Genomic DNA, 13,219 nt, shown 5'->3' with positions numbered 1-13,219 from the left:
CTGATCATCAGACAGAACGCCATGAGGCAATCACCCGAAACACTTATCAACGAACGCTGATCATCAGACAGAACGCCATGATGCAATCACCCGAAACACACGTCACCGAACGCCGATCGTCAGACAAACATCTTTAAATGATCTGTTTTTTTATCAAAAAATATACCGATTGGTATAAAAAACTACATATGAACACAAAAGGCAACACGGTACTAATTACCGGTGGCAGTGCAGGCATAGGCCTGGCACTGGCACAAACACTACAGGCGGCTGGCAACCAGGTGATCATCACCGGTAGAGATGCCACGCGGCTGGAACAGGCGGCAGCCGGCACTCCCGGCCTCATTCCCATGATATGCGACGTCACCCGGGACGCGCAGGTAAAAGCGCTGGTACATACCCTGCAAAAAGATTATCCACAGCTCAATATGCTGATCAACAATGCCGGCAGGGCACACGCCTATGCGCTCTCCGCATCAGCACAGGCTATCGATAAGGCGGCCGATGAGATGCTGACCAACTATCTCGCCATCCTGCAGCTCACGGAATACCTGCTGCCCATGCTGCAACGCCAGCCGGAAGCGGCCATTGTCAACGTCAGCTCCATCACGGCGCTGGTGCCGTTCGTGGCCGTACCTACCTATGCAGCCAGCAAAGCGGCACTCCACTCCTACACACAGTCCCTGCGGGTATCGGTGGCGCCCGTACGCGTATTTGAACTGATGCCTCCTATGGTCAACACCGACTTCTCCCGCGACATCGGCGGCGAAAAAGGTATTCCGCCCCAACAGGTGGCCGACGGCTTTATGCAGGCACTCGCAAACGACGAATACGAAATCCATATCGGCCAAACCCGCGATGTATGGCAACTGCTGCAGTCCACCTCTCCGGCACATGCCCTGCAGGCGGTAAATGCCGGTAACCGCTGATTTTTTGCCCTTAAATATACCAATCGGTATGAAAAATAAAATACTGGTGGTCGCGGTGATTGCCGCGGCCATCATGGAACTGATAGACACATCCATCGTCAACGTAGCGCTATCGCACATGAGCGGTAATCTCGGCGCCACCCTGGAAGACACCTCCTGGGTGATCACAGCCTATGCCATCGCCAACGTGATCATCATCCCCATTACCAGCTTCCTGGCAGCGCGGCTGGGGCAGCGTAACTATTACATCGGCTCCATCCTGGCATTTACGTTTTTCTCCTTCCTCTGCGGGCAGGCTACCAGCATCTGGACACTGGTGCTCTTCCGCTTCCTGCAGGGCATCGGCGGCGGCGCTCTGCTATCGGTATCACAGGTGATCGTGTTCCGGCAGTTTCCCAAAGAGAAACAAAACGTAGCCAGCGCCATCTTTGGGATAGGCGTGTTCGTAGGCCCCACTATCGGACCTACCCTCGGCGGCTACATCACAGAGTTCTACAGCTGGCCCTGGATCTTTTATATCAACGTACCGATCGGTATACTGGTGGCCTTCGTGTGTTACCTGTTCCTCGATGAACCACCACGGCAGACCACACAGCCCCGTATCGACTGGACCGGCATTATCCTGCTGGCGGTCGGCGTCAGCGCGCTGCAAACCGTATTGGAACGCGGCGAAACAGACGACTGGTTCGAAGCCGCCTATATCGTCTGGCTAAGCGTAATCGCCGTTTTCGGTATCGCCATTTTTATCTGGTGGGAACTACGTATATCCTCTCCCGTAGTCAACCTGCGGGTATTAAAAAGCAGGAACCTCAGCGTAGGCGCCGCCCTCACTTTTGTATCGGGCACCGGCATGTTCGCTTCCGTTTTCCTCACGCCCGTGTTTGCCCAGCGCCTGCTTAATTTCACACCCTTGCAGACGGGCATGTTATTGCTGCCCGGCGCGTTCCTGGCCATCGGCGGACTGATGATCAGCGCCCGCCTGCTGCAGCGCGGCCTTTCCCCCTTATACCTCATCTTCGCGGGCATGGGCATGTTCATCTTCTTCAGCTGGCAGATGTCACAGCTCAACCAGAACGCTACCGCCACCGCTATCAGCAACTCGCTGATATGGCGCGCCGTAGGGATGGCGCTGATGACAGTGCCCCTGACCACGCTCGCCGTTTCTTCGCTTCAGCCGGCAGACATCCCGCAAGGCGCAGCGCTGAACAATATGATGCGGCAACTAGGCGGTTCCTTTGGCATCGCGCTGATCAACACCTATCTCTCGAAACGCAATGCACAGCACCGGTACGACCTGGTGAGTCATCTCGATCCGTCAGATCCGCTGGTGTATAATCGCCTGCACGGCTATACGCAGTTTTTTCAAAACAAAGGCGCCTCCGCCGCCCATGCCCATCAGCAAGCCGTCCAGCTACTGGACCACAGCGTTACCCGACAGGGCATGCTGCTCAGTTTCAGCGACGCTTTTCTTATCATGGGACTGGTGTTCCTCGTATCGTTGCCGTTGCTGCTGGTAGCCAGCAACAGGAAGAAGAGCGCTGCTCCCGCTGTGGTCATGGACCACTGATGGCGAACTGTTTGTTTCATGGATGAATAAAAGAGATGATTGTGGTACGCGGCCAGCATTATTATCCCTGGGATGGCGCCTACAGATTTTCGCCGGTCGGGCAAATTCATTATTTTGACGCCCGTCCGGCGCTAACGCCGGTACGAAAAACATCAGCATGAATAACAACCGGATGAATACCCTCTGGCGTCACCTGGCGGCCATAGCCATTTTCGCAGGGCTGGCCCTGCTGTTCTGCAGTCCTTTGCTGGACGGGAAAGCCCTGTTCCAGTCGGACATGATGCATCACAAAGGCATGCAACAGGAAGCACTGGACTTCTACAACCGCACCGGCGAAATCCCTATGTGGACCAACAGTATGTTTGGCGGTATGCCGACCTATGTGATCTTCACCGGTCCGCCTATAACGGCCATTTGGTATCTCAATAAGCTGTTCACGCTCTGGCTGCCCAACCCGGCAGACATGCTGTTTGTGAACATGCTGGGCATGTACCTGTTACTGTGCGTCCTCGACTTCCGTTACTGGATAAGGATACTGGGCGCCATTGCCTACGGCTTTGCCACCTTCAGCGTTATCAGCATGGAAACAGGGCATATCACCAAAGTGATGGCCATGGCGTATATGGCGCCGGTGCTGGCAGGCATCATCCTCACCTATCGCGGGCGATGGCTGGCAGGCGCCTGTTTAACAGCAATTGCCACCAGTCTGCTCATTTATAACAACCACCTGCAGATCACCTATTACACACTGATCATGGTAGCAGCGCTGGTCATCAGTAGTTTTGTTGTTGCCCTTCGGGCGAAACAATTGCCCGCGTTCTTTAAAGCGTCCGCATTGCTGGCAGCAGCGGCTTTCCTGGCCATCCTGCCCAATATGGACAACCTGCTGATATTAAAGGAATATACCCGTTACACCATCCGCGGCAGCGAATCTGAACTGAGCGGTAAACAACAAGGTAAACCCGGACTTGACGTGGAATACGCTTTCCAGTGGAGCTATGGTCCCGGAGAAACGTTTACCATGCTGGTACCTGGCCTGGTGGGCAACTCCACTTCGGAAAAACTGTCCGTCAGCTCCCATACCTACAAAGCCCTCACTTCGCTGGGCGTGCCCGCCGTACGGGCAGAACAGCTGGTCAACGGCCGCCGCTGGCCGCTATACTGGGCAGGGCAACCCATGACGGCCGGACCGGTATATCTGGGCGCGATCATCTGTTTGTTGACCGTACTATCCCTGTTGATCATCCCAAGCCCGCATAAATGGTGGTGGGCCAGCGTGGCGGCCTTCGCCATCCTGATCAGCTGGGGCCATAACTTCAGCGCTTTCAATAACTTCCTGTTCTATCATCTCCCGTTATATAACAAATTCAGGGCGCCGGCCATGGCGCTGGTTATTGTACAGGTATCCTTTGTGGTGCTGGCCTGCTGGGCGTTACAGGAACTGATGAACCGGCGGCTGCCCAAAGAACAGCTGATGCAGGCGCTACAGAAAGCGGCTGTTATCACCGGCGGACTGGTGATCGGGATCGCTGTTTTCGGCCCGTTCATCTATTCTTTCAGCGGTCCCAATGACGGCGCGCTGTTGCAACAGTACTCCCGGATGCTGGGCAGCAAAGAAGCCGGCAATACGCTGATGGCCGCGCTGAGGAAAGACCGCAGCAGCCTGTTGCTCCGGGATGGGCTCCGGGCGCTGGCATTGATCGCTGTCGCCTATGCCGTGTTGTGGGCGTATCTCAGGGACAAGCTGAAAGCCCTTCCGGCACTGCTGGTACTGACAGCGGCGGTGTTGTTTGATTTGTTCCAGGTAGATAAAAACTATCTGAGTGAAGACGATTTTATGGAGCCCAGCCAGCTGGCGACCTATATTTCACCGACTGCTGCCGATGAGAAGATCCTCCAGGACAAAACCCCTTATTTCCGGGTACTGAACGCTACCGTGAATCCTTTTCTCGATGCCAATACTTCCTACCTGCATAAGTCCATTGGCGGACAAAGTCCGGCCAAGCTCTGGATCTACCAGGACCTGATCGAACACCAGATTGCCAAAAACAACCGTGCGGTGCTCAATATGCTGAACACCCGGTACATCATTGCGCCGGACCCGGCGACCAATCAACCGGTAGCGCAGTTCAATCCGCAGGCATTGGGCAATGCCTGGTTCGTGAAGGGCATCCACTGGGCCGCTAATGCAGACGCGGAAATGAGCGCCATGAACAATTTTAACCCCGCGGATACTGTGGTGATTGACCGCCGGTTCCAGGCGCAGGTGGGAAACTTCGTTCCTGCCAAAGACAGCAGCGCTGCCATTACGTTGACGAAGTACGGTTTGAACGACCTGCATTTCAGCAGCCAAAACAGCCATGACGGTTTTGCTGTTTTCTCCGACATCTACTATCCTGCCGGCTGGCGTGCTTACATCGATCAGCAGGAGGCGGATATTATCCGGGTGAACTATGCTCTGCGCGGATTAAAGGTCCCTGCCGGCAAACATGATATTACGTTTGTTTTCCGGCCGCAGACATTCATTACCGGCCGTAAGGTAGCCGCGGTTTCTTCCTGGGTGCTGCTGGCCATGGTGGCCGGGGGACTATTATGGGAGAGATGGCGCAGGTCGCGTTCCTAAAAAACATGGCCGGGAAGGTGAGTCTTCCCGGCCACTGAGGTTAAAAACTGTCCGTTTATTGTCCATTTCCGATTAGACGATCCAGGGGCAGCGCTATCTGCCGGTAGGCACGTCATCTGCACATCTGTACGACAGGTAGCAGACGATCGCTGCATAACAATGGCTGAACGGCCTGAAGCTGCTGACAGCAAAAGTAACCCGCTGGCGCATCCACATTTGTAGAAATAATATTAAATCGTTGTAGCTGAATTACTACGGGCAGGGGTATACGATCATCCCGGTAATTACTTATCTGAAGATTTTTTTTCGGCCAGTTGCTGCTGCGCCTGTTCCAGTTGAGCGATCGTTTTTTCCAGGGCGGCCGTACGCTCCGCCACCATCGCTTCCAGTTGCGCTGTCCGGATCTGTAGCAGCGCCCGTTCCTGCCGCTCCACTTTCAGTTTCTCCATGGCCAGCCGCCGGGCGGCTGCCAGGTAATATACCACCGGGTAAATAAGGGAGCCTACCAGCAACGCGCGGTACACCAGCCTGATCAGCACCCTGCCCCAGGCGCGTTGGGGAACGGCGTCCAGCGGAAAATCTTCGAACGGGGACAGGTAGTAGATGACCACAGAAGTAATGGCCGCCAGGCATAAGGTACCGGCCAGTTTTAACCAGCGGGGCATATAATTCGTTTGCACCGCATAGGCCGCTATCAGCCAGACCAGGAAACACCAGCAGAAGATGACCAGCTGGGAACCGATCAGGTTCGCCGGGTTGTCCCACTGCCCTTCCCGCAGACGGATGCCCAATACCGAATTGGCCAGCAGGAACGTAAAAAACAGTCCCGGTGCCCAAAACCATTCTGTTGCCGGTGTCGGCGCGCTTTCATTCCCGGAGATTTGCTGCATTTTCAGTAGGGTATTTGACTGGGACAAATATAGAGACTGGCCGCCTAAAAAAGTAGCAGTGGTAGATACCACCGCCGTTAAATGGATTATGTATTTGTTGAGATAGTGAGGCGGACTGTAGAAACAATACCTCAGGATGGTTGATAAACCCTTGGAATTAATGTCCGGCGCCAATCCAGGCAAACGTCCAGAGCAGCACCATAAAGAATACGAATAAGATGATGAACCACTTGAACGAGCCATCATGGTCGTCGTGAAAAGGATCTTCCATCGCGGTGATGATTTGAGGGAAATCATACTGCAGTGGACTGATTATTGGTATACCGCAAGTGTTGAGAAAAAAATAGTCATTTTCATAAACTATAAATGCTATTTCATATCCATTAAAGTCATTATTATAATAATAAACCGCAGAATAACCCCATGAGATGTATTTTCCCATCCGAAAGATTCATAAATGGCAAAAGGAAAAGATCCCAGGTTTGAAGCAGTGCGCACACTGATTGAGGGAGGTCAGATCAAAGACCTCAGGGGCATCTATGATATTATTCCAATGACCACCGTTGGTACGGCGGTAGGTATCCACAAGTCCACGCTGTATAAAAAGCTGATGAATCCCGGGTTAATAAAAATTGAAGAATGTATTTTGTTGGGTAAAGCATTCGGGCTGACACCACAGATTATCATGACACTGGCCCTTAACCAGATGCATAAAAAGTCTTCCTAAATCGCTCTCTCTTCTCCAGATATACGGTTTCTCTCATCCAGACCTATCAGTTTTGGTGAATAAAAAAAGTCAAAAACGTGAACACAATATACAATTTTATAAACAATTCACACAACATCATATACAAATAGGTCAATAAAAAATATTGTGCAGTTAATTTGAGAAAACCGGGAATCAAAATGAGAATCGGGGAATCAAAAAGACATAATATTTCAGCCCTGATAAAAAAGGGGATCGACGGCATAGTCGCCGGCAAAACGGCTGAAGGCAGTGACAAAGGTATCCGTAATTTCCAGGAGTTGCTGGAATTTGCCAGTCTGACCGACCTGAGTGAAGACGCCGATTTTCACAAATCCACCCTGCATAAAAAAATTCTCCAGCCCCATCTGATGAAAATAGAAGAATGTATCAAGCTGGCCGAAATTCTGTATGTAACGCCCCAACATATCATGAGCCTGGCGTTGAATGAGATGAAATGGAAACCTGCCAAAAAATCAGTTTAACTTTTTCGCCATCATTGTCGCCGGTTTAAACGCCTCCTTAAATCCGGACAACTCCAGTCTTGTCTTACCGACTTTTTCAAAACCATTGCGTTCATAAAACCGGATGGCTGTTTCATTGGCATCTACCACATACAATACAATGAGTGGTCGCTGTCTTTGCCGGGCAATCTCTTCTATTTTATTCATCGCAGCCTTACCGACGCCGGTACCGGTAAAAGCCGGCAACATATAAATACGCTCCAGTTCCAGTGCTTCACTGAAGCGTCCGCTGGCATCGTCCTTCAGGCGGTCATTAAGCTTGACAAAGCCGGCAGGCTGACCGGCATTATAAATCAGGTAATAAGTCGTACCAGGGTCTTCTATATCTTTCTTTAACCTGTCTGTGGAAAAAGATTGGTCGAGGTACCACCCTAGTCTGCCGGGTTCCCAATGGTCCGCAAAATGTTTTGTGTAGGCTGTTGTGCAAACCTGGTGCAGCAGGTCCACGTCTTTCAGTTCCGCCACTATAAGCTCAGTATTCATCGTTGATATGGATTACATCATATAAGTCAGCGCCACCGTTGTTACCAGCATCATAATCAGTTCATCATTGATAGAGGCCCGCAGGATGCGGAGCGCTTTACGCATGTGCTGCTCTACCGTATTGACTGAAATATGCAGTCGTTCCGCCACTTCCTTGTTGGACAGCTGCTCTTCGCGGCTGAGGAGGAAAACGGCGCGGCACTTGTCCGGCAGCTGCTGTATTTTACGGCGCAGCCGTGTCTCCAATTCTTTCAGTTCCAGTTTATCGGGCCCGGTACCGGAGGGGGGCAGGTAGTTTTCGCGCAGCAGGGCTTCCTTCTTCAGTTGCAGCAGCTGCTGCCGGTGATGGTTATAGATACGGTTACGGGTAGCAATAAAAAGGTAGTTTTCCAGAACGGTGTTTTCGGGTAACCGTGACTGTTGGCGGTAGAGCGACAGGAACACGTCCTGTACCAGTTCCTGCGACGCTTCCATATGCCCCGTCTTTTTATAGGCCAGGTTCACCAGCCTGATATAGTGACGGGCATACAGCTGGTCAAAGGCTTTTTCATCGCCATTTTGCCAGGACCTGAGCAGGGCTGTATCGGTATTTTCCGCGTGTAGTTCGATGGCTATACGATTTTTACCAAATCTAATAATATTCACTTGTATTTTACCCCTTACTATCTCCCTCCTTATCCTGAAAAAAAATTTCTGAACGGGATAACGGCAACAGATTAAATTGGTGTTATTAAATATAGCCAGTCGCATCATTACCGCTATGGATGAACAAAATTTGTACGTACTGTTACAGAAATATAGTCAGGGTGCCTGCACTGAAGAAGAGCTCAACACGCTGGAAGGCTGGTATATTACCCTCGGGCAGGACCTGCCTGATGAAGTAATAGACCCGCAGAGCGAGGCAGCGAGGCAACTTACCCGGCAACAGCTGCTGGCGTTACGGACCCGGTTAGCCGCTGCTCCTGCAGCAGCGCCGCTGAAGGTAGTGAAACGGAGCACCTGGAGAAAAGTACTGCGGTATGCCGCCGTCTGGACCTGCCTCCTTACCTTAGCCGGCGCAGGTTACTGGTGGTACCGGCAGAGCAATCCGTCTCCTGCCGCTACCGTACGGCAGTACGCCGGCAGTCAGACGAATTTTGACCGTTACCTGACACTGCCTGATGGCAGCACCGTAGTGCTGCACCACGGCAGCCGGCTGGTAGTGCCGGAGCAGTTTAACGGCCCTTCCCGCGAAGTGACGCTGCTGGGCGAAGCCTATTTCGATATCCGGTCCGACAGCGCGAAGCCATTTGTGATCAATACCGGTCAACTGAAAACCACGGTACTGGGTACTGCATTTAACATCAGCGCTTACCCTGAACAGCCGGAGATAACGGTGTCGGTTACACGAGGAAAAGTAAAAGTGGAAGACGGTTCCAAGGTACTGGCTGTATTAACGCCCGATCAACAGATCGTTTATAATACCAGGAGTGCCGCCGCCCGCCGGGAAGCGGTGAATGCGGCCGCCCGTGCCAGCTGGACCACCAACGAGATGGTTTTCGAAAATGCTACCTTCGAAACTATCGCCAACACACTCAGCAAACGTTATGAAGTGAACATACAATTCAGTGATGACGCTTTAAAACAATGTCCTGTCCGCGTATCCTTCGCAGGTACTGAATCACTCGAAGAAGTCCTCGACGTGATCTGCGGTGTCAGAAATGCCACGTATAAAATAGAAAACGGCCGCGACGTGCTCATAAAAGGCAAAGGCTGCTAAGACGACGATAAAACACATCATTCAAAACCAAAATTGATAACTGTAAAAAGTTAAATGGACAAAGTGTGTCCTGTTTGCTAAATCAATTTAGCATTAAAACAAGCCACCAGCGGGCCGTTACTCATTCTATGCATCACTAAAATCTACATCGCATGAAACCACAATGATCACTATCAAACAACACGTCCTGAAGTAAAACACTTGTTCAGCCCGAAAAGCTGAAAGCCGCGGCCGCATCCACATGCGGTCAACGGCTGCCTATTTCCTAACAATTTTAAATGAATGCCCGTTATGCACAAGTTCTTAGCTGTGTCCACACAGCTGACAGCCACGCTATTGCCCCGTATGTTCCGCCACGGCCGGCACATGGCAAAAACCGTTACCCTGGCCCTGCTCAGCATCCTGTTACTGTCATCTGTACTGTCGGCCTCCCCTGGCAGAGCACAAGACATCGCCACCAAACAAATTACCCTGACACTGAAAAATGAGACACTCAAAAGCGCCCTCGGCAAAGTAGAAAGCCTGTCAGGCTTCCGCCTCGCCTACCCGCCGGAACAGGTGAACCTCTACGGCAATGTCAGTCTGCCTAAAGCCACCCGCAGCGTAAAAACAACGCTGGAACTGCTGCTGGCCAACACCTATCTGAACTTCCGCCAGTCAGATAACATCATCATCATCTTTCGCCCGTCAGAACAAAACAACCATACAGCGGATACCACGGTACGTCCGGCCGCCCCAACCAACAACGGCGCGGTGCGCACCATTATCGGCTCCGTGGTGGAAAACAAAACCAACGTGGTCCTCCCCGGCGTATCTGTACAGGTAAAAGGTACCAGCAGAGGCACCCAGACACAAAGCGACGGCACCTACAGCATACAGGTGCCCGCCAGCATGAAAACACTGGTATTCTCCTTCATCGGTTATGAAACCAGGGAAGTGGAAGTATCCGCCTCCAATCAGACCGACGTGACCATGATACCCTCCAGCCTCGGCCTGAAAGATGTGGTGGTAGTAGCTTACGGTCAACAGAAAAAAGCGACGGTGACCGGCGCCATCGCCTCCATCAGCACCAAAGAACTGGTGCAAAGCCCGGTGTCCAACCTCACCAACGCACTGGCAGGCCGCCTTCCCGGCCTGATCACCACCCAGCGCAGCGGCGAGCCCGGCGTAGATGCCAGCAACCTGTACATCCGTGGCGTAGGTACGCTCAACGGCGCCTCCCCCATCATCATGGTAGACGGTATCGAAAGGCCCATGGACTATGTGGACCCCAACGATATCGAAACACTCACCATCCTGAAAGATGCCGCCGCCACCGCCGTACTGGGTATGCGCGGCGCCAACGGAGCTATCCTCATCACCACCAAAAGAGGGAAAGCAGGTCCCCCTTCCGTCAGCTTCCGCGCCTCTGCCGGCGTTACGGAAGCCACCCGCCTGCCGGAATACCTCGGCTCCTACGACTACGCCTCCCTGCTCAACGAAGCCCTGAAAAACGACGGCGCCCAGCCCGCCTTCACACCAGCACAACTGGAAGGGTATAAAAGCGGGAAACTGCCCAACACCGACTACTATAAGTTCATCATGAAACCGTCCACCGTGGCGCAGGGCAACCTCAACGTGAGCGGCGGCAACAACATCGCCCGTTACTTCATCTCCGCCGGCTACAACGTACAGGACGGACTCTACGCCCATACCACCGAAAATAAAGACGGCTATACCGGCAACAATAACATGAAACGGTATAACCTGCGCGCCAACGTAGACGTGGACATCACTCCCAATCTTACCGCCCGCGTAGACATCGCCGGTATCATGACCGACCGCCGCGACGGCAACAACTCCGCCAGCACCATTATGAACCTGGCCAACCGGATGGCGCCCATCTACCCTATCGTGAACCCCGACGGTTCCCTCTGGGGCAACGGTACCTTTCAGTCCAACATCCTCGGGGAACTCTCACAAAAAGGATACCGCCGCTGGTACAACAACACCGTGCAGGGCACCTTTGCCCTCACCCGCAAACTGGATGTCATCACCAAAAACCTGACCGCCAAAGTGTCTTTCTCCTACGATAACACCAACTCCCCCAATGCCTCCTATACCCGCAACTACGCGGTATTTGAGCCATTGTACGATGGACAGGGCAACATCACCAGCTACAAACAGTCCGGCCAGGACACCAAAATAGACCCCAACGGGTCTTTCAGCGGCGGCGGCGCCAACCGCAGCACCTACCTGGAGGCCACCGCCAACTGGAACCGACAGTTCGGCCGGCATGAAGCCACCGCCATGGTGCTCTGGAACCGCCGCCTCAACGAAAGCGGGTCCACCATTCCCAAAGCCTACCAATCACTGCTCTTCCGCGGCACCTACAACTACCTGCAGAAATACCTGCTGGAGTTCAGCGCCTCCTACCAGGGCTCCGAAAACTTCCCGAAAGAAAGCCGCTATGGTTTCTTCCCCTCCATCTCCGCAGGGTGGGTGCTGTCTGAAGAAAGTTTCATTAAAGACAACATCGCCGCCATCAGCTTCCTGAAAATACGCGGCTCCTATGGTGAAGTGGGCAACGACCAGGCTGGCAGCGACCGGTTCCTCTGGTTCACCTCCTGGGGCGGTGGCGATCCCTATTACTTTGGCACCAATGCCAGTCAGGCCAACGGCTGGAAACAAGGCGCCATCGGCAACCCCGGCGTGACCTGGGAAAGAGGCCGTCAGGCCAACGTAGCCATCGAAGCACGCTTCTGGAAAAACCTGCTCGGCATCTCCCTGGACCTCTTCACCCAGCGCAGAAGCAAGATCCTCATCCGCCGCAACACCCTCTCCGATGTATTTGGCCAGGATATCAAGGCACAGAACATCGGTATTGTGGACAACAAAGGACTGGAGCTGGAACTAAGCCATGAAAACACCATCGGCAAAGTGCACTATTTCATCAAACCCAATGTCACTTTCGCCCGCAACAACATCGTGTACCAGGATGAAGTAGCGCAGGCCTATCCCTGGATGAAACGCACCGGTCACCCTATCGGCACCAAATTCGGCCTTATCTCCGAAGGGTTCTTTAAAGATCAGGCCGATGTGGACAACAGCCCTTTCCAGAACTTCTCCGCCTACGGTCCCGGTGATATGAAATACAAAAAACTCACCGGCAAGGAATATGATTTCATCCAGTCCAATTTTGATGAAACCGCTATCGGTTATGCCCGTACACCCGAACTGATGTTCGGCGCCACACTGGGAGCCGCCTACAAAGGCTTTGATGTGTCCCTGCTTTTCCAGGGCGCCGCCCATACCGATGTGATGCTCAACAACGAGGCTGTGTATGAGTTCTTCCAGGGTGGCAAGGTAAAACCGTTCCACCTTGGCCGCTGGACGCCGGAAACCGCTGCCACCGCTACCTATCCGCGCCTGCACAGCAATACCAACGGTAACAACCACCGCGGCTCCTCCTTCTGGATAAAGGACGCCAGTTACATACGCCTCAAAAACGCGGAAATAGGTTACCAGCTCCCCAAAAACTGGGTGAAGCCGGTAGGCCTCTCCTACGTTCGTTTATACGCCAACGGTATGAACCTCTTCACCTGGGATAAACTGAAAGACTACCAGGTAGACCCTGAAATCGGTGATGGCAACGGCGCCATGTATCCCATTCAGCGCATCTGGAATTTCGGTATTGATGTTAGATTTTAAAAATGATCG

10 protein-coding genes are annotated in these 13,219 nt (G+C 52.9%); 7 read left to right on the top strand and 3 right to left on the bottom strand.

Annotation, left to right across the window (positions count from 1 at the left end; all coding sequences use genetic code 11):
• The first annotated feature begins 188 nt into the window (after positions 1-188).
• The 3 genes from B5D63_RS05170 (at position 189) to B5D63_RS05160 (ending at position 5,119) form a co-directional block, all read left to right on the top strand.
• The gene (locus B5D63_RS05170; protein WP_078668548.1) at positions 189-929 is read left to right on the top strand and encodes an SDR family oxidoreductase; all 741 of its coding nucleotides are present in this window, start codon (positions 189-191) and stop codon (positions 927-929) included.
• A 28-nt stretch (positions 930-957) separates the two neighbouring features.
• Positions 958-2,496 (top strand): DHA2 family efflux MFS transporter permease subunit, encoded by a 1,539-nt coding sequence (locus B5D63_RS05165; protein ID WP_078667662.1) that lies wholly within the window; start codon positions 958-960, stop codon positions 2,494-2,496.
• A 157-nt stretch (positions 2,497-2,653) separates the two neighbouring features.
• The gene (locus tag B5D63_RS05160) at positions 2,654-5,119 is read left to right on the top strand and encodes a YfhO family protein (RefSeq protein ID WP_078667661.1); all 2,466 of its coding nucleotides are present in this window, start codon (positions 2,654-2,656) and stop codon (positions 5,117-5,119) included.
• Between the two features lie 284 nt (positions 5,120-5,403).
• Here B5D63_RS05160 and B5D63_RS05155 read toward each other — a convergent pair whose 3' ends face one another.
• The gene (locus B5D63_RS05155; protein WP_078667660.1) at positions 5,404-6,009 is read right to left on the bottom strand and encodes a hypothetical protein; all 606 of its coding nucleotides are present in this window, start codon (positions 6,007-6,009) and stop codon (positions 5,404-5,406) included.
• A 457-nt stretch (positions 6,010-6,466) separates the two neighbouring features.
• Here B5D63_RS05155 and B5D63_RS05145 point away from each other — a divergent pair, with 457 nt between their 5' ends.
• Together B5D63_RS05145 and B5D63_RS05140 are read left to right on the top strand one after the other, a co-directional pair.
• Positions 6,467-6,736 (top strand): hypothetical protein, encoded by a 270-nt coding sequence (locus B5D63_RS05145; RefSeq protein WP_078667658.1) that lies wholly within the window; start codon positions 6,467-6,469, stop codon positions 6,734-6,736.
• A gap of 179 nt (positions 6,737-6,915) precedes the next feature.
• Complete coding sequence (locus B5D63_RS05140; RefSeq protein ID WP_078667657.1) at positions 6,916-7,239, top strand: hypothetical protein; 324 nt, start codon at positions 6,916-6,918, stop codon at positions 7,237-7,239.
• Here the strand turns inward: B5D63_RS05140 and B5D63_RS05135 are convergent.
• Together B5D63_RS05135 and B5D63_RS05130 are read right to left on the bottom strand one after the other, a co-directional pair.
• Entirely contained in the window at positions 7,231-7,761 is a 531-nt protein-coding gene (locus tag B5D63_RS05135; RefSeq protein ID WP_078667656.1) for a GNAT family N-acetyltransferase, read from the bottom strand. The two genes, B5D63_RS05140 and B5D63_RS05135, sit on opposite strands and share 9 nt — an antisense overlap.
• Positions 7,762-7,773: 12 nt before the next feature.
• Positions 7,774-8,406: an RNA polymerase sigma-70 factor gene (locus tag B5D63_RS05130; RefSeq protein ID WP_159455896.1), complete on the bottom strand. Its 633-nt coding sequence runs from the start codon at positions 8,404-8,406 to the stop codon at positions 7,774-7,776.
• A gap of 115 nt (positions 8,407-8,521) precedes the next feature.
• On the opposite strand from B5D63_RS05130, the gene B5D63_RS05125 reads away from it, so the two are divergent.
• Positions 8,522-9,520 carry a FecR family protein gene (locus tag B5D63_RS05125; protein ID WP_078667654.1) on the top strand — a complete coding sequence of 333 codons (999 nt, stop codon included), beginning with the start codon at positions 8,522-8,524 and terminating at the stop codon, positions 9,518-9,520.
• Between the two features lie 291 nt (positions 9,521-9,811).
• Positions 9,812-13,210 carry a SusC/RagA family TonB-linked outer membrane protein gene (locus tag B5D63_RS05120; RefSeq protein ID WP_159455895.1) on the top strand — a complete coding sequence of 1,133 codons (3,399 nt, stop codon included), beginning with the start codon at positions 9,812-9,814 and terminating at the stop codon, positions 13,208-13,210.
• Positions 13,211-13,219 lie beyond the last annotated feature (9 nt).

Source organism: Chitinophaga eiseniae (genome assembly GCF_900167135.1).
Taxonomy (GTDB): domain Bacteria; phylum Bacteroidota; class Bacteroidia; order Chitinophagales; family Chitinophagaceae; genus Chitinophaga; species Chitinophaga eiseniae.
Note: the sequence above shows the minus strand (reverse complement) of the source record. Positions and strands in the feature narration are given on the sequence as shown.

Bases quoted from the DNA above. Each gene is read 5' to 3' on its own strand.
- B5D63_RS05120 (WP_159455895.1), top strand. From the start codon at position 9,812: ATGCACAAGTTCTTAGCTGTGTCCACACAGCTGACAGCCACGCTATTG.
- B5D63_RS05140 (WP_078667657.1), top strand. From the start codon at position 6,916: ATGAGAATCGGGGAATCAAAAAGACATAATATTTCAGCCCTGATAAAA.
- B5D63_RS05135 (WP_078667656.1), bottom strand. From the start codon at position 7,761: ATGAATACTGAGCTTATAGTGGCGGAACTGAAAGACGTGGACCTGCTG.
- B5D63_RS05160 (WP_078667661.1), top strand. From the start codon at position 2,654: ATGAATAACAACCGGATGAATACCCTCTGGCGTCACCTGGCGGCCATA.
- B5D63_RS05170 (WP_078668548.1), top strand. From the start codon at position 189: ATGAACACAAAAGGCAACACGGTACTAATTACCGGTGGCAGTGCAGGC.
- B5D63_RS05125 (WP_078667654.1), top strand. From the start codon at position 8,522: ATGGATGAACAAAATTTGTACGTACTGTTACAGAAATATAGTCAGGGT.
- B5D63_RS05165 (WP_078667662.1), top strand. From the start codon at position 958: ATGAAAAATAAAATACTGGTGGTCGCGGTGATTGCCGCGGCCATCATG.
- B5D63_RS05155 (WP_078667660.1), bottom strand. From the start codon at position 6,009: ATGCAGCAAATCTCCGGGAATGAAAGCGCGCCGACACCGGCAACAGAA.
- B5D63_RS05145 (WP_078667658.1), top strand. From the start codon at position 6,467: ATGGCAAAAGGAAAAGATCCCAGGTTTGAAGCAGTGCGCACACTGATT.